Source organism: Serratia sp. BIGb0163, assembly GCF_024809935.1.
Classification (GTDB): Bacteria; Pseudomonadota; Gammaproteobacteria; order Enterobacterales; family Enterobacteriaceae; genus Serratia; species Serratia quinivorans.
The window spans coordinates 224119-239770 of the sequence record NZ_JANUDZ010000004.1; the positions used below are offsets into that span (position 1 = coordinate 224119).

At 54.7% G+C, this 15652-nt stretch carries 13 protein-coding genes and 1 other RNA gene; 7 read left to right on the forward strand and 7 right to left on the reverse strand.

Annotated features, from left to right (window positions below):
* Positions 1-65: 65 nt before the first annotated feature.
* The 4 genes from M2406_RS16180 (at position 66) to amtB (ending at position 5568) form a co-directional block, all read left to right on the forward strand.
* Positions 66-1841: a SmdA family multidrug ABC transporter permease/ATP-binding protein gene (locus tag M2406_RS16180; RefSeq protein ID WP_012005547.1), complete on the forward strand. Its 1776-nt coding sequence runs from the start codon at positions 66-68 to the stop codon at positions 1839-1841.
* Positions 1834-3612 (forward strand): SmdB family multidrug efflux ABC transporter permease/ATP-binding protein, encoded by a 1779-nt coding sequence (locus tag M2406_RS16185; protein ID WP_259190622.1) that lies wholly within the window; start codon positions 1834-1836, stop codon positions 3610-3612. The genes M2406_RS16180 and M2406_RS16185 overlap by 8 nt, the downstream gene beginning before the upstream one ends.
* Before the next feature lie 294 nt (positions 3613-3906).
* Positions 3907-4245 carry a P-II family nitrogen regulator gene (gene glnK, locus M2406_RS16190; RefSeq protein WP_012005549.1) on the forward strand — a complete coding sequence of 113 codons (339 nt, stop codon included), beginning with the start codon at positions 3907-3909 and terminating at the stop codon, positions 4243-4245.
* Positions 4246-4281: 36 nt separating this feature from the next.
* Positions 4282-5568, forward strand: coding sequence for an ammonium transporter AmtB (amtB, locus tag M2406_RS16195; protein ID WP_012005550.1), 1287 nt, complete (start codon positions 4282-4284; stop codon positions 5566-5568).
* A gap of 97 nt (positions 5569-5665) precedes the next feature.
* Here the strand turns inward: amtB and tesB are convergent, their stop codons facing one another.
* Positions 5666-6529: an acyl-CoA thioesterase II gene (tesB, locus tag M2406_RS16200; RefSeq protein ID WP_259190623.1), complete on the reverse strand. Its 864-nt coding sequence runs from the start codon at positions 6527-6529 to the stop codon at positions 5666-5668.
* A gap of 230 nt (positions 6530-6759) precedes the next feature.
* Between tesB and M2406_RS16205 the strand changes: the two genes are divergently transcribed.
* Positions 6760-7251 carry a YbaY family lipoprotein gene (locus tag M2406_RS16205; protein WP_259190624.1) on the forward strand — a complete coding sequence of 164 codons (492 nt, stop codon included), beginning with the start codon at positions 6760-6762 and terminating at the stop codon, positions 7249-7251.
* A gap of 66 nt (positions 7252-7317) precedes the next feature.
* On the opposite strand, the gene M2406_RS16210 is transcribed toward M2406_RS16205, so the two are convergent.
* Complete coding sequence (locus M2406_RS16210; RefSeq protein ID WP_017891845.1) at positions 7318-7632, reverse strand: MGMT family protein; 315 nt, start codon at positions 7630-7632, stop codon at positions 7318-7320.
* 156 nt (positions 7633-7788) lie between these two features.
* Here M2406_RS16210 and ffs point away from each other — a divergent pair.
* An RNA gene (gene ffs, locus M2406_RS16215) (signal recognition particle sRNA small type) lies at positions 7789-7885 on the forward strand.
* 230 nt (positions 7886-8115) lie between these two features.
* Here ffs and M2406_RS16220 read toward each other — a convergent pair.
* The 3 genes from M2406_RS16220 to M2406_RS16230 form a co-directional block, all read right to left on the reverse strand.
* A complete protein-coding gene (locus tag M2406_RS16220; RefSeq protein ID WP_012005554.1) occupies positions 8116-10092 on the reverse strand; it encodes an alkyl/aryl-sulfatase in 1977 nt (658 codons plus the stop codon).
* 424 nt (positions 10093-10516) lie between these two features.
* The gene (locus M2406_RS16225) at positions 10517-11860 is read right to left on the reverse strand and encodes an NCS2 family permease (RefSeq protein ID WP_259190625.1); all 1344 of its coding nucleotides are present in this window, start codon (positions 11858-11860) and stop codon (positions 10517-10519) included.
* A gap of 82 nt (positions 11861-11942) precedes the next feature.
* Positions 11943-13730 carry an adenine deaminase gene (locus M2406_RS16230; RefSeq protein WP_115183130.1) on the reverse strand — a complete coding sequence of 596 codons (1788 nt, stop codon included), beginning with the start codon at positions 13728-13730 and terminating at the stop codon, positions 11943-11945.
* Positions 13731-13867: 137 nt separating this feature from the next.
* Here M2406_RS16230 and M2406_RS16235 point away from each other — a divergent pair, with 137 nt between their 5' ends.
* Complete coding sequence (locus M2406_RS16235) at positions 13868-14800, forward strand: LysR family transcriptional regulator (RefSeq protein WP_012005557.1); 933 nt, start codon at positions 13868-13870, stop codon at positions 14798-14800.
* A gap of 77 nt (positions 14801-14877) precedes the next feature.
* Here M2406_RS16235 and M2406_RS16240 read toward each other — a convergent pair whose 3' ends face one another.
* Together M2406_RS16240 and tomB are read right to left on the reverse strand one after the other, a co-directional pair.
* Complete coding sequence (locus tag M2406_RS16240) at positions 14878-15081, reverse strand: HHA domain-containing protein (protein WP_012005558.1); 204 nt, start codon at positions 15079-15081, stop codon at positions 14878-14880.
* Positions 15082-15136: 55 nt separating this feature from the next.
* Complete coding sequence (gene tomB / locus M2406_RS16245; RefSeq protein ID WP_004940312.1) at positions 15137-15505, reverse strand: Hha toxicity modulator TomB; 369 nt, start codon at positions 15503-15505, stop codon at positions 15137-15139.
* Between the last annotated feature and the right edge of the window lie 147 nt (positions 15506-15652).

Below are 15652 nucleotides of genomic sequence, written 5' to 3' on the forward strand. Positions count from 1 at the left end.
GGTGGTATCCTACTCTGCTGAGGCAGAACGAGAGAAAAAACCATTACATCCTGGAATAAAACTGCGTGAGACTATTTGCTCAAATCGGCTGGTATTTCCGCCGCGAGTGGCGCCGCTACCTCGGGGCGGTGGTGCTGCTGATCATCATTGCCATACTGCAACTGTTGCCGCCCAAGCTGGTGGGGATCATTGTGGATGGCGTCACCGAAAAACAGATGTCCGGCGGCGTATTAATGGCGTGGCTGGGGCTGATGCTCGGCACTGCCGTGGTGGTCTACCTGCTGCGCTATGTGTGGCGGGTTCTGCTGTTTGGCGCATCCTATCAGCTAGCCGTGGAGCTGCGTGAAAACTTCTACCGCCAGCTTAGCCGTCAGAATCCGGCCTTCTATCTGCGCCACCGTACCGGCGATCTGATGGCGCGCGCCACCAATGATGTCGACCGGGTGGTTTTCGCCGCCGGTGAAGGGGTGCTGACGCTGGTGGATTCGCTGGTGATGGGATTAGCGGTGCTGGTGGTGATGAGTACCCAAATTAGCTGGCAGCTGACCCTGCTGTCGCTGATCCCCATGCCGATCATGGCGATCGTCATCAAGTACTACGGCGACCAGTTACACCAGCGTTTTAAATCGGCGCAGGCGGCGTTCTCCAGCCTCAACGATCAGGCGCAGGAAAGCATGACCAGTATCCGCATGATCAAGGCGTTCGGGCTGGAAGATCATCAGTCCAATCAGTTTGCCGAAGTGGCCGCCCAGACCGGTGCCAAAAACATGCACGTAGCGCGGGTGGATGCCCGTTTCGACCCGACGATTTATATCGCTATCGGTACCGCCAATCTGCTGGCTATCGGCGGCGGCAGCTGGATGGTGGTGAACGGTACTCTGACACTGGGCCAACTGACCAGCTTTGTGATGTACCTCGGCCTGATGATTTGGCCAATGTTGGCGCTGGCCTGGATGTTCAACATCGTTGAACGCGGCAGCGCGGCCTATAGCCGTATCCGCAGCCTGCTGGATGAAGCGCCGGCAGTGACGGATGGCGATCAAGCCTTGCCGGCAGGGCGTGGCAATCTGGCAATCGACATTCGCGCATTTCACTATCCGGGCAATACCCACCCGGCGCTGCATGATGTGGTGCTGAAGCTGGAGCCGGGGCAAATGCTCGGCCTGTGCGGCCCGACCGGTGCCGGTAAATCGACGCTGCTGTCACTGATCCAGCGCCAATTTGATGTTGATGACGGCCAGATCAGCTATCAGGGGCTGCCGCTGACCCAGGTGAAACTCGACGACTGGCGTTCGCGGTTGTCCGTAGTCAGCCAGACACCGTTCTTATTCTCAGACAGCGTGGCAAACAACATCGCGCTCGGCAACCCAGGGGCGACGCAGGAACAGATTGAGCGTGCGGCCCGCCTGGCCAGCGTGCACGAGGATATTTTGCGCCTGCCGCAAGGCTATGAAACCGAGGTGGGTGAGCGTGGCGTGATGCTTTCCGGTGGTCAGAAACAGCGTATTTCCATCGCACGCGCCCTGTTGCTGGACGCGGAAATCCTGATCCTCGACGACGCGCTGTCGGCGGTGGATGGCCGTACCGAACACCAGATCCTGCATAACCTGCGCAGTTGGGGGCAAAACCGCACGGTGATTATCAGCGCGCACCGGCTTTCGGCATTGACCGAAGCCAGCGAGATTTTGGTGATCCAGCACGGCGGCGTGGCTCAGCGTGGTGAACATGCGTCACTGGCGGCCCAACCGGGCTGGTATCGCGATATGTACCGCTATCAGCAACTGGAAGCGGCGCTGGACGAGGCACCGGAAAGCGGCGAGGAGATACTAGCCAATGAATAAGATGCAAAAGCTGTGGCCGACGCTGAAACGGTTGCTGGCTTATGGATCGCCGTACCGCAAACCGCTGGGGCTGGCGGTGTTGATGCTGTGGGTCGCGGCGGCGGCGGAAGTCGCCGGGCCGATCCTGGTCAGCTACTTTATCGATAACTATGTTGCCAAAGGGCAGTTGCCGCTGACCATCGTCTGCGGGCTGGCGGCGGCCTATATCCTGCTGGAGCTGTTGGCGGCGGCGCTACACTATTTCCAGGCGTTGCTGTTCAATCAGGCGGCGGTCGGGGTGGTTCAACGTCTGCGAACGGACGTGATGGATGCCGCATTACGCCAGCCGCTGAGCGCTTTTGATACTCAGCCGGTTGGGCAGTTGATCTCCCGGGTGACCAATGACACCGAGGTGATCAAAGATCTGTACGTGATGGTGGTGTCTACGGTGCTGAAAAGCGCTGCGCTGATTGGCGCTATGCTGGTGGCGATGTTCAGCCTCGACTGGCGCATGGCGCTGGTGGCGATCTGCATCTTCCCGGCGGTATTCGTGGTGATGGGCATTTACCAATACTACAGCATCCCTATTGTACGCCGGGTGCGTAGCTATCTGGCCGACATCAACGACGGTTTTAACGAAGTGATTAACGGCATGGGCGTGATCCAGCAGTTCCGCCAGCAGATCCGCTTCGGCGAGCGCATGAGCGCTGCCAGCCGTTCCCACTATACCGCGCGTATGCAAACGCTGCGGTTGGACGGTTTCCTGCTACGTCCGCTGCTCAGCCTGTTTTCGGCGCTGGTGTTGTGCGGCCTGCTGATGCTGTTCGGTTTCAGCGGCGAAGGGGCGATCGGCGTCGGTGTGCTGTATGCCTTTATCAACTATCTGGGGCGTTTGAATGAGCCGTTGATTGAGTTGACGTCGCAACAGTCGATTTTGCAGCAGGCGGTGGTGGCCGGTGAGCGTATTTTCGAACTGATGGATCGCCGCCAGCAGAGCTACGGGACGGATGCTCGTCCGCTGGAGAGCGGCCGTATTGATATTGACGACCTGAGTTTTTCCTACCGTGATGACAAAAAGGTGCTGCAGCATATTTCGCTGTCGGTGCCTTCACGCGGCTTTGTGGCGCTGGTCGGCCATACCGGCAGCGGCAAGAGCACGCTGGCCAATCTGCTGATGGGCTATTACCCGGTCGATCAGGGGGGAGTGCGTCTCGACGGACGGCCTCTGTCCAGCCTTTCACACGCTACCCTGCGGCAGGGCATCGCTATGGTGCAGCAGGATCCGGTGGTGATTGCCGAATCGGTACTGGCCAACGTCACTCTGGGGCGCAATATCAGTGAAGAGGCGGTCTGGCAGGCATTGGAAAGGGTGCAACTGGCTGAGTTGGTTCGCTCTTTCCCTGAAGGCATTCACACCCGGCTGGGCGAGCAGGGTAATAACCTGTCGGTGGGTCAGAAGCAGCTATTGGCGATGGCCAGGGTACTGGTACAGGCACCGAAGATCCTGATCCTCGACGAAGCCACCGCCAACATTGACTCGGGTACGGAACAAGCTATTCAGCGGGCGCTGAGTTTGATCCGCGAGCACACCACGCTGGTAGTGATCGCTCACCGTTTGTCGACCATTGTTGATGCTGATTCGATTCTGGTGTTGCACCGTGGTCAGGCGGTCGAGCAGGGTAACCATCAGCAACTGCTGGCGCAGCAGGGGCGTTACTACCAGATGTATCAGCTACAACTGGTGGGTGAAGAGCTGGCAGCCGCCAACCGCGAAGAAACACAAACTGCATGATCTATGAGGCCGCTTGAGCGGCCTCTTTCTTTTCCCGCCACGCACCATAAACAGGCATCGCTGCGTTTTAAATCCCTTTCTCTGCACTTTTTCGACGCGTCACGCACCAAAATAGTGCGCAATATTTAATCAATTCCCTGTGCGATAGCCTGCCATTGGCTAGCGGCGTTGCGTTACGCCCCAGCCTGGTCGGTTAATTTGCTGAATTAGCGTACCAATCCATTTATGGCATAGCCTTTGCTTTATAAGACTCGTACCAGGGGTGAGTTTGGGCTTAATTCGTGGAGGGGCAATATGAAGCTGGTGACCGTGGTGATTAAACCATTCAAGCTGGAGGACGTGCGTGAAGCCCTATCCTCTGTGGGTATTCAGGGGCTGACCGTAAGCGAAGTAAAAGGCTTTGGTCGCCAGAAGGGGCATGCTGAGCTCTATCGTGGAGCCGAATACAGCGTCAACTTCTTACCTAAGGTAAAAATCGACATCGCTATCGCCGACGATCAGTTAGACGAAGTGGTCGATGTTATCAGTAAAGCGGCCTACACCGGCAAAATCGGTGATGGCAAAATTTTCGTTGCCGAATTGCAACGTGTCATTCGCATTCGCACCGGCGAAACAGACGAAGCAGCACTGTAATCACTGGCTCAGTAAAGTAATGGGGATGGATTGATAATGAAAAAACTTTTATCCATGTTGGGCCTGAGTACGGTAACCATGGTTCCTTCTTTGGCACTGGCCGCTCCGGCGGTCGCAGACAAGGCGGATAACGCCTTCATGATGATTTGCACCGCTTTGGTGCTGTTCATGACCCTGCCGGGTGTCGCTCTGTTTTACGGCGGTTTGCTGCGTTCCAAAAACGTGCTCTCCATGTTGACCCAGGTCACCGTTACCTTTGCCTTGGTCTGTGTGCTGTGGGTGCTTTATGGCTACAGCCTGGCTTTCAGCGAAGGTAACGCCTTCTTCGGCGGTTTCCAGACGGCGATGCTCAAAGGCATTGGCATCGACAGCGTCACCGGGACCTTTAGCCAGATGATCCACGTGGCGTTCCAGTGTTCGTTCGCCTGTATTACCGTTGCGCTGGTGGTGGGCGGCTTTGCCGAGCGTATCCGCTTCTCTGCGGTGGTGATCTTCGCAGCCATCTGGTTCACCATTTCTTACCTGCCGATTGCCCACATGGTGTGGGGCGGCGGCTTCCTGGCCGCTGATGGCGCGTTGGACTTTGCCGGCGGTACCGTTGTGCACATCAACGCAGCGAGTGCCGGTCTGGTTGGCGCTTACCTGCTGGGCAAGCGTGCCGGTTTCGGTAAGGAAGCTTTCAAACCGCACAACCTGCCCATGGTGTTTACCGGGGCTTCCATCCTGTATATCGGCTGGTTCGGCTTTAACGCCGGTTCTGCCAGCGCGGCTAACGGCATTGCGGCCCTGGCGTTCCTGAATACCGTGGTGGCGACTGCCGGCGCGATCCTCTCCTGGACCTTTGCCGAGTGGATTGTTCGTGGCAAGCCTTCCCTGTTGGGCGCCTGTTCCGGCATGATCGCCGGGCTGGTTGCCATCACGCCGGCTGCAGGCACCGTGGGTATTGGCGGGGCGCTGATTATCGGCCTGATTGGCGGTATCGCCGGTCTGTGGGGCGTGGTCACGCTGAAGAAATGGCTGAAGGTAGATGATACCTGCGACGTGTTCGGTGTGCATGGCGTGTGCGGTATCGTCGGTTGCCTGCTGACTGGGGTATTCACCTCGGCCTCGTTGGGCGGCACTGGGTACGCCGAGGGCGTCACCATGGGCCATCAGGTGTGGATCCAGTTGTTGAGCGTAGTGATTACGCTGGTGTGGTCTGGTGTTGCTGCCTTTATCGCCTTTAAAGTGGCAGGGGCCATCGTCGGGCTGCGCGTACCGGAAGAGCAGGAACGCGAAGGTCTGGACGTCAACAGCCATGGCGAGAGTGCCTATAACCAATAAGCCTTGAAGAAGGGCAGTGCGCTAAAATAACTCGAAAAATAATGATGATGCAAAAAGGGCGATGTCACCATCGCCCTTTTTCTTTGGCCAGCGTTTATCAGGCTTCGCGCTGGCGGATCACGCCTTCCTGCACCGTGGTGGCAACCAATACGCCGTCACGGGTATAGAATTGACCGCGTACAAATCCACGGGCGCCGGAGGCGGACGTGCTTTCCACCACGTACAGCAGCCAGTCATCCAGGCGGAATGGGCGGTGGAACCACATTGAGTGATCGATGGTTGCCACCTGCATGCCCGGCTCCAGGAAACCGACGCCGTGCGGCTGCAGCGCCGTCGGCAGGAAGTTGAAGTCAGACGCATAACCCAGCAGGTACTGATGGATGCGCAGATCGTCCGGCATGGTGCCGTTGGCGCGGAACCATACGTAGCGGTGCGGTTCTTCCACACTGCCTTTCAGCGGATTGTGGAATTTGACCGGACGCATCTCAATCGGTTTCTGGCCGATAAACTTCTCACGCACCTTGTCCGGCAGCATATGCGACAGTTTTTGGGCAATGTCTGACTCAGACATCAGCCCTTCTGGCGGCGGCACGTCCGGCATGGTGTTCTGGTGTTCAAAGCCTTCTTCAGGACTTTGGAAAGAGGCGGTCATGTAGAAAATCGGTTTACCGTGCTGAATGGCACTGACGCGACGGGCGCTGAAGCTGTTGCCGTCGCGCAGAATTTCCACGTCATAAATGATTGGCTTACTGCTGTCGCCCGGACGCAGGAAATAGCTGTGGAACGAGTGAACGCTGCGTTCAGCCGGCACCGATTGCTTGGCGGCATACAGCGCCTGACCCACCACCTGGCCGCCGAAGACCTGGCGTAATCCCAGATCTTCACTTTGGCCGCGGAACAGCCCTTCTTCAATTTTCTCCAGATCCAGCAGATCGAGGAGGTTTTGCAGTGCCTGGCTCATAAAGTTACTACCCTTTTAATAATCATTTTGCGCAGTGTGCGGAATATCACGGCAAGACGTCAATATATTGCGTTATGGCACAGAGAAAATTGACTGAATGCTGAGCATTATTAGAGGGCTAAGTGATTAATAGGCAGGACTAAATGGATTTTTCAGTGTTTTGTGCTAAGTTTAATAGGTGCGGTGGTGAAAGCCACCAACATGTTGATAATAAAAAAGGAGAGCGATCCATGAAACTCTGGCAAATCGTAGGTGGAGCAGCTGCATTGACCCTCACCCTGGCGGGCTGTGCCCAAAAGAGTGCGAATGTGCCTGTACCAACAACGGGAAACCCGGCGATTGCGCAAAATCAGATTCAGGGCCCAGCGGTGACTGGCTCGGTTAACATTCGCCAGCGCATTGCGCTGCCGCCGGATGCAGTACTGACCGTCACGCTCTCTGATGCCTCGCTGGCGGATGCTCCGTCTAAAGTCATTGCCCAGCGTGCGGTTCGCACCGAGGGTAAACAGGCACCGTTTAATTTTGTCCTGCCGTACAACCCGGCCGATATTCAGCCTAATGCACGCATCATCCTGAGTGCGGCAATTACGGTAAATGGGCAGATGACCTTTATTACCGATACGATCCAGGAAGTGGTAAACCGTAACGGCACCCGTGCTGACCTGGTAATGGTCCCGGTGCAGGGCGTTGCGGTTCAGGCAGCCCCGGCAACCATGCCGTAAGCTGGCAGCACTGAAAGAGTAAACCTTCAACAGCCTTTGCGCTTCGGCCAAAGGCTGTTTTGTTTATTACCAGCGCCAGCCGTAAACCAGCAGATCCACCGTGCTGTGCGTGCCGAAGATAATCCCCTCCGCAAGCAACGCCTGTCGCTGGCGCTGGAAGTCCTCTCCCTGCTGTGAAATTTGGCCGTGCCGGTTAATCACCCGATGCCAGGGCAGGCTGCTACCTTCTGGCAGGCGCCTTAATACGCCGCCGACCTGACGTGCGGCGCGTGGTGAACCGGCCAGCCGCGCCACTTCGCCATAGGTCGTGACCTTGCCATAGGGAATAGCGGCTATCACGTGGAACACGCGTTGGCTGAATGAGGCATCTTCTGGCTCCATTTCTGTTTTCCTGCTGCGGCAAAAACCAAGGGTGAAAGTGTGCCACAGTCGAGGTGGGTAAGAAAACAGCGGTTGGCCCCGGTTGGCTTGCTATTTGGCTGGTCATCACCGATAATGCCCACCGCTTCAGAGTACAGAAGCCGTCAATGGGGGCCCTGTTGGTTCTCCCGCAACACTAACTTGTGAACTCGGTCAGATCCGGAAGGAAGCAGCCGTAGCAGGTGACGTGTGTGCCGGGATGTAGCTGGCAGGGCCTCCACCAATTTCTGCCTTTCATTGCTTTTTCTTACCATCCCCTCAAGTACTCTTTCAGCGCTCAATAAAGTAAAAATCAACCTAGAAAAGTAGGGCTCCAGAAACGGGTGATGAACTGCTGGAAAATCTCTGGATACCAAAGCAGGGCGGGAGCATGGCAATGCGGCGTGCGGATTTCCGATATGTTCGGATTTACCCTGCGACGTAGAAAGCCGCAGGGTATGGGTGTTACGGAGTTACAATGTTGAACCAGAATTCAAAGTTATCCATGTAGCCTAACATTTCGTCCATTTTCGCCCCGTTCCCCGTTACCTTCACTTCTCCCTTATCTTCCGCCTGTTTTAGCGTTTCCTCCTTGAGAATGATTTTATTCAATGTGTCGCGGTTAAGGGTGAAGGTGGCATCGGCATCTTTGGCTTCGGCGTTGGCGGTGTGGTTTAGCACGCCGTTTTCCAGTTCCAGCTTGTACTTGCCGCCATCGCTACCAAGATCAATGTTAAACACGGCTTTGGCCTTGCCGGCCTTTTCTCCGTTGATATGCACCGCCAGGAAGTCAAAGAACATTTCCGGCGTCATCGCTCGAACGGTATCCGGGCTGGCGGTATTCGGGGTTGGCCCTTTCACCACGCCGTTACGCAGTTCCTGAGCGCCGGTGAGGTAGAAGTTACGCCATGGGCCAGATTCAGCCTGATAGCCCAGCTGTTCCAGGGCGTCAGCTTCAAGATTACGCGCGTCCTGATTATTCGGATCGGCAAAGACTATTTTACTGACAACCTGAGCGACCCAACGATAGTTGCCCTGATCAAAGTCGGTTTTGGCTTTCTTGAGGATCGCATCGGCACCGCCCATGTAATCGACGAATTTCTTCGCGGCTTCTTCCGGTGGCAGTTCATCCAGCGTGGCCGGATTGCCATCAAACCAGCCCAGATAGAGCACATAAGTCGCTTTAACATCATGGCTCACCGAACCGTAATAACCCCGGTTGGCCCAGGTTTTCGCCAGGCTGTCCGGTAGTTTGAACTTCGCTGCTATTTCATCACGGGTCAGACCCTCATTCGCCATGCGAAGGGTCTGGTCATTAATATAACGGTAAAGATCGCGCTGGCTCTTGAGCAGGTTAACGACGTTCTCGTTACCCCAGGTTGGCCAGTGGTGCTGAGCCATAATGATTTCCGCTTTGTCACCCCAGCGAACTATCGCTTCGTTAATATATTTTGACCAAGGGAGGGGTTCGCGGATTTTTGCGCCACGCAGCGAATAGGTATTGTGCAGCGTATGGGTCACATCTTCTGCCGCTTCGATGAGTTTCTTCTCTTCGATAAACCACAGCATTTCTGATGGTGCTTCAGAGCCTGGCGCCAGCATGAAATCATAGGTAAGGCCGTCGATGACCTCTTTTTGGCCATCTTTCTCTATGATGTGGGTTGGGGCAATCAGGGTGACAGTACCCGCCGAAGTGGTGGTGCCCAACCCCGCACCCACCTGGCCTTTGGCATCCGGTTTCAACAGATTGCCGTACATATAGCTGGCGCGGCGGCTCATGACGTTACCCGCCATGATGTTTTCTGCCACGGCGGCCTCCATAAAGCCGGCGGGGGCATAAACCTTCACTTTGCCAGATTTGACATCGGCTTCATCGACTACACCTCGCACGCCACCATAATGGTCTACGTGGCTATGAGTGTAGATAATAGCGACAACGGGCTTTTTACCTCGATTTTTATAATAGAGATCCATACCCACTTTGGCGGTCTCTGCCGAAACCAAAGGGTCAACCACGGTAACGCCTTCTTTCCCCTCAATGATGGTCATATTGGAGAGATCCAGGTTACGGATCTGGTAAACACCATCCGTGACCTCAAACAGGCCGCTGATGTTAATCAACTGCGACTGGCGCCACAGGCTTGGGTTCACGGTATCCGGTGATTTTTCGCCTTCCTTGATGAAGGCATACTGTTGGGGATTCCAGATGACATTGCCTTTTTCACCTTTGATAATTTCGGTGGGCAAGGCAGCTATGAAACCTTTATGCGCGTTGGCAAAATCGGTGTTATCTGAGAAGGGGAGCTGATCGTACAGCGCATCATTGGCTTGTTTGGTTGCGGAGGCTGCTTCTTTCGGCGCAACTTCTGCCCAGGATGAAATAGCAAAGCCGGATAGCATTCCCGCTAACGCCAGCCCTCTCATGATTGGTGTTAATTTCATTAGGATCCCCGTTGGTTGTTAGATGGAGAATGATGAGTAACAGTGATTTCCCTTGTAACGATTTGTAACTCAAGTATTAAATGTAATAGATGATTGAGATTCGGCAAGTTTAAATAAACAAAGTGTTGTGCTTAGGCAAAATAGCGTTGGTTTTTATATCAGGAATGGGGTTTTAGTTTGGTCGGTTTTGGTTTTGTAATGTAATCATTTAAAATCAAATGGTTATTATTTTTGTTGATCTGATTTTACGTTTTTATGGGTTTATGTATTATTTGGAGTGGTTGATGGGATTTTTCGTAAAAGAAGTGTTTTTATATCGGTTATCTCCCTGTGTGGTCTATTTTACAGGGCGACAGAGAATATATTTCTGTACTCGAGTTATTAAAGTGGTGCGCTGACAGAATATCAGTGCACCACTTTTAGATCAGTGCCTGACCAGCGTGGCAAAATAGTACGCCAGTGGGATCGCCAACAGATACAACCCGGCGGGTACTTCGCGCCACTTACCGGCAATCACCTTGATAATGATATAAAACAGCAATCCACCAGCGATACCGGTACCAAAGCTGTTGGCGATCAGGGTGATCATTACCATCATCAGTACCGGCAGGCCGTCGGTGAAGTTGGCCAAATCAACTTTGCGTAGTCCGCTGAACATATTCAGACCGATCAAAATCAGCGCCGGGGCGGTGGCTTCTTTCGGGATCATCAGCGCAATCGGTGTGAACAGCAGCATCAGCAAAAACATCACCGCAGCGGCCAAGGCGGTTAGCCCGGTTTTTCCACCGGCTTCTGCCGCCGCAGAGGATTCAATCAGGGCGGTGGCGGCAGGAATACCGACTATAGGGCCAAGCGCGGCTGCGATAGAGTCCACCATAAAGGGCCGGTTGATGTGCGGCATATTGCCGTGTTCGTCCAGCAGGCCGGCTTCACCGCCTACGGCCAGCGTGGTGCCCATGGTGGAGAAAAACTCCGAGGCGAAAAAGACGAACAAATAGGGCAGGAAGGCGATATTCAATGCACCTATCAGATCAACATGGCCAAGCACCGGGGCCAATGAATGCGGCATCGCCACCAGGCTGGTTGGCAGATGGGTGACGCCGAACGGGATGCCGACCAGAGTAGCGAACAGGATGGCCCACAAAATAGCACCGGGAATACGTCGGGCCTGCAGGGCGATCGCCAGGAACAGGCCGCATAGGGCGATCAATGCACCGGGCGCGGTGAAGTCACCCAGCATCAACGCGTTGGATTTTGCATTGGCCAGCACCAGCCCGGCATTGCGGAACCCCAGTATTGCCACGAACAGCCCGATAGAGGCCGTCAGCCCCAGCTTGATCGATTGCGGTACCGAACGGGTAACGACCTCACGTAGCCCGAGCCGCGTCAGGGCGAAAAACAAAATACCGGACCAGCAGGCGATACCCAGGCCAATCTGCCAACTGATACCTTCACTGCCCGCAAGAGTTACGCCGACCAACACCGAGCCGCCGATGCCCGGTCCGACGATAAACGGCAGGTTGCCGTATAACGCCATCAGCAAGCTACCCAGCACAAACACCAGAATGGTGCCGGTAGTGGCCGCCCCCTTATCCATGCCGCCGACGGCTAACAACCCTGGGATCACCACCAACAGATAAGCGGCCGCCAGAAAACCGGTGATACCGGCCAGACATTCGGTTTTGACATTACTTTGCCGCGCATGCAGTTGAAAACGCCGTTGCAGCCAGCCCCCTGGTGTTGGAGCAGGTACTGAATTTTCAGCCATTTAAATTCTCTCCGTCGTTACCCGTCGTATTTTAAGCCGCAACTTGAAATCCATAGGGTACATATTGTTATTATGATTATTTTTAGGCCGGGGTTTCCCAGCAGGCGATCAGCGGATCGACAATCTGACGTGTTGAGCCGTCGGTCAGGCCGAGATCGGTCAGGTGCGGCCCGGCGTTACAAGCCAGGCAGGTGCCTTCAATCGCCTTGAAAACCCGGTAAGGCGGCTCCCAGTCGGCGATTCGTGCGCTCAAATCGCGCAGGTTTTTGAACTGTTGTGCCAGCTCTGCGGCGGGCAAGTCAGAGAGCATACCGGCAATCGGCATTGCCACCTGCGCCAGAATTTCCCCGTTTTGACTCAGGGCCATGCCGCCGCCACTGGCAATCAGGGCGTTGGCGGCCAGCGCCATATCGGCGGCATCACGACCCAGCACTACCAGATTATGTGAGTCATGTGAGTAGCTGGTGGCAATGGCACCCCGCAACTCACCCCAGCCCTCCAGCAATGCCAGTTGTGGTGTGGCCTGATGGCGGCCATGGCGGTGCTGCACCCAGATCAGGCTAAAGCCTTGCGGGATCTGCACTTCACCGTTACGCACTTCGACCGTGGTTTCGTTCCACTGGGTAAAACGCGCGCCCTTTATATGGCGCAGTGTGGCTTTGCCGTGACGGATCGCCGGAACCTTCAACACAAAGTCCCCGGCAGCCAAAGGTTGCAGCCGCAGGGTGTCACGCGGTGCCGCCACGTTAGGGTTGGCCTTGAGCGGCTTTTGCATCTTGCCTTGCTGTGCCGTCAATTTACCTGCGACGTAGACCTGTTGCGCTCTAAGCTGAGTCAGCGAATCAAACACCACCAGATCGGCAACGCGGCCTGCGGCAATCAGCCCGAGATCGTTGCGCTGCAAACGAATGGCGGCATTGAGCGTGGCCATCCGCAGCACGTCGGTCGCCGGCAGGCCTTGTTCGATCAACATATTGAGTAACGCTACTATGCCGCCTTTTTCCAGCAGCATATCTGGCGGGACATCATCGGTGCAGACGGTGATTTGTGAGGACAGGTGCGGCAGCGTTTTCAGCGCCGCGACAATCTCCGGCAGCAGATAAGGGTGGGAACCTCTGATTTCCAGCGTCAGACCGGCGCGTAATTTCTCCAGCGCATCGGCTCCGGAGGTCAGCTCATGGTCGGAGGTGACTCCCGCCGCCAGATAGGCCTGCAGGTCGGCGCCGCTCAGCCCGCGCGCATGGCCTTCGATCAATTTGCCGCTATTGAGCCCGGCATTGAGAATTTCCAGCATGCGCTCGCTGCCATTCAACACGCCGTGCATGTCCATGACCTCGGCGACGCCGCCGACTTCTGGCCACGCCAGCATGGTTTCCATTTCCTGGCCGGCAAAATCGGCACCGGACATTTCCAGCCCCGGAGTGGAGGGGACGCTTGAAGGGGCTGCGCAGATCACCCTGAGTGGCAGGCCGCGGCTGGCGTCTACCGCATAACGCACACCGGCAACGCCGAGCACGTTGGCCAACTCGTGCGGATCCCAGAAAATGGTGGTGGTGCCTTGGGCGACGACAATCTCGGCATAGCGTTCTGGCGGCAGGTGTGAGCTTTCAACATGTACGTGGGTGTCGATCAGTCCTGGGCTCAGATAAGCACCGGCCAAGTCCTGCGTCTGCAAGGCTTCGGTCAGGGTGCCGCAGGGATGGACGCTGGCGATCAGTGCGCCGACGATGCCGACGTCGACGTTACGGACTTCGCCGGTTGCCATGTCAATTAACGCGGCGTTGGTCAGCAGCAAATCAAAGGGAAGTTGGCCCAATGCGGCCTTCACCGCACGTTGGCGTTCGCCCGTGCTGATGCAATGAGTGGTCATGGTAATTACCCGGCATGATGACAGGGTTGTTACTCTAGGGCGGCGGACTGGCTTTGCACAGATGATTTAATTTATCGCCTGATAAGAAACGTTTATGCTGTCGCAAACGTTTACTTTTTAGCGGACGGAAAGCTGACATGTCTGAACCCTGGCGCCGATTACCCGCGCTTTCTCTAAAGCAGATCCAATATTTCGTCACCCTGGCGCAGCTACGGCATTTTACCGATACCGCGAACCGTCTGGCGATCAGCCAACCGGCATTGAGTAGCGCATTACGGCAGATAGAGACGGTGCTGGGTGGCAAGCTGGTGAACCGTACCGCTTCAGCAGTGACGCTGACTGAACAGGGTGCAGCTATCTTGCCGCATGCCGAACGACTGCTGAATGTGGCGCAGGCGGCTTTTGATGATATGCAGCGCATCATGCTGGCAGGCGGGGATGGTACTGTACGTATCGGGCTGGTGCCTTCGGTCAGCGGGCTGTTGTTTCCGGCCGTGCCGCAATTGCTGGCGGCAAATTTTCCGCGTTTGCGGATAGAATTTCACGATCAAACCAATGACTCATTGTTATTGCAATTGGAGAACGGGTTGATCGATTTTGGCATTGGCGCGCTCGACAGTTCGGTGCCGGAATCGCTGGAGATATATCCGTTGCAGGAGGATCCGTTCGTGGTGGTTATGCGCCGTGACGATCCGCTGGCTGAATCTCATCATCTGCCATGGCGTCAATTAACCCGACGAGATATCGCGGTTTTCTCCAAGGGGAATATCAGTCGTTTGGTTTTGGCGCTGGCGGAAAGCCATCGTCTGAATTTAACCGCACGCTTCCAGGTGGATTTTTTGGAGACGTTATATGGGTTGGTGCGTTCGAAATTGGCGGTGGCTATTTTACCACAACTTTACACCACACATTTGAACGATGATGAATTAACCGTGGTTCAACTACAGCAGCCGATGCTTAGCCGCACCGTGGCGTTAATGCGCAGTGCGCATCGGAACCATCCGGCGTTAATTGAGGATTGTTTCCAATTGTTATTACAAGATTTTCAACAACGAATGAAAGTGCAGTAAGTCAATGAGAAAAATAGGAAGATAGAGGTAACATTGAGGCCGACGAATGTATCGGCTCAACGCGTTTTTAGCCTGGATTATCTTACGAATTTCCAAACGGCAGTAGGGATTTTATCGTAGAGTTTATTCATGGTGAGCTCGGCCAGGCGATGGTCGGCTGCAGAGTAAAACAGCTCCAGTTCGTCATCTGAAAGCTCATACTTGTTTTTTTCAATAACGCGTTCCAGTGTTTCGATCGTGGTGCATTTACGTAAACGCATCAGATAATCAATTTTAGTCATGATAACCTTTGGTGTTATAAACCGTCGAATAGAATAGTTTGGGGATAATTATCCCCTAAGTTTTCATTGTCGTACAGATGTCCTCTCCTGAGAACATTCTGAATAATCGCGCCTTGGTTTTCTGCCAACGACGCAGATCGGAATCATTTATACCGTAACTGCTGAACAGCGTGTAGGTATCATCGAGATACTCTTCGACAAGTTCCGATAAATCACTTTCGTCCATGTATTTAATTTTATAACTCATCACAAACGAAGCAATATGTTCGATCAACTCATTAAGCTGGAGGTTGACGGAAGACGTCGGATCGTTCACCCAGCCATGATGGCTGTCGCCCAGCGTGGCGATACCTTCATCATACAGGTTTTCACACAAGAATTTCAGCTGAGCAATATCGTGCCTTTTAGGCGAATACTCATCCATATCATCCCCTCCGTAAGTCTTAATTTCGGTGTTGATAACACTCTGTGAGTAAGCTGATTTACATCATGGACAGAGGTAGCTTAAAGATGATGATAAAATAAACTTCCCGTATAATGAATATAAATCATTTCTTCGCATCTGGCCTGC

Bases quoted from the DNA above. Each gene is read 5' to 3' on its own strand.
- tomB (WP_004940312.1), bottom strand. From the start codon at position 15,505: ATGGATGAGTATTCGCCTAAAAGGCACGATATTGCTCAGCTGAAATTC.
- M2406_RS16220 (WP_012005554.1), bottom strand. From the start codon at position 10,092: ATGAAATTAACACCAATCATGAGAGGGCTGGCGTTAGCGGGAATGCTA.
- M2406_RS16225 (WP_259190625.1), bottom strand. From the start codon at position 11,860: ATGGCTGAAAATTCAGTACCTGCTCCAACACCAGGGGGCTGGCTGCAA.
- M2406_RS16185 (WP_259190622.1), top strand. From the start codon at position 1,834: ATGAATAAGATGCAAAAGCTGTGGCCGACGCTGAAACGGTTGCTGGCT.
- M2406_RS16230 (WP_115183130.1), bottom strand. From the start codon at position 13,730: ATGACCACTCATTGCATCAGCACGGGCGAACGCCAACGTGCGGTGAAG.
- M2406_RS16205 (WP_259190624.1), top strand. From the start codon at position 6,760: ATGAAACTCTGGCAAATCGTAGGTGGAGCAGCTGCATTGACCCTCACC.
- glnK (WP_012005549.1), top strand. From the start codon at position 3,907: ATGAAGCTGGTGACCGTGGTGATTAAACCATTCAAGCTGGAGGACGTG.
- tesB (WP_259190623.1), bottom strand. From the start codon at position 6,529: ATGAGCCAGGCACTGCAAAACCTCCTCGATCTGCTGGATCTGGAGAAA.
- M2406_RS16235 (WP_012005557.1), top strand. From the start codon at position 13,868: ATGTCTGAACCCTGGCGCCGATTACCCGCGCTTTCTCTAAAGCAGATC.
- M2406_RS16240 (WP_012005558.1), bottom strand. From the start codon at position 15,081: ATGACTAAAATTGATTATCTGATGCGTTTACGTAAATGCACCACGATC.
- amtB (WP_012005550.1), top strand. From the start codon at position 4,282: ATGAAAAAACTTTTATCCATGTTGGGCCTGAGTACGGTAACCATGGTT.
- M2406_RS16210 (WP_017891845.1), bottom strand. From the start codon at position 7,632: ATGGAGCCAGAAGATGCCTCATTCAGCCAACGCGTGTTCCACGTGATA.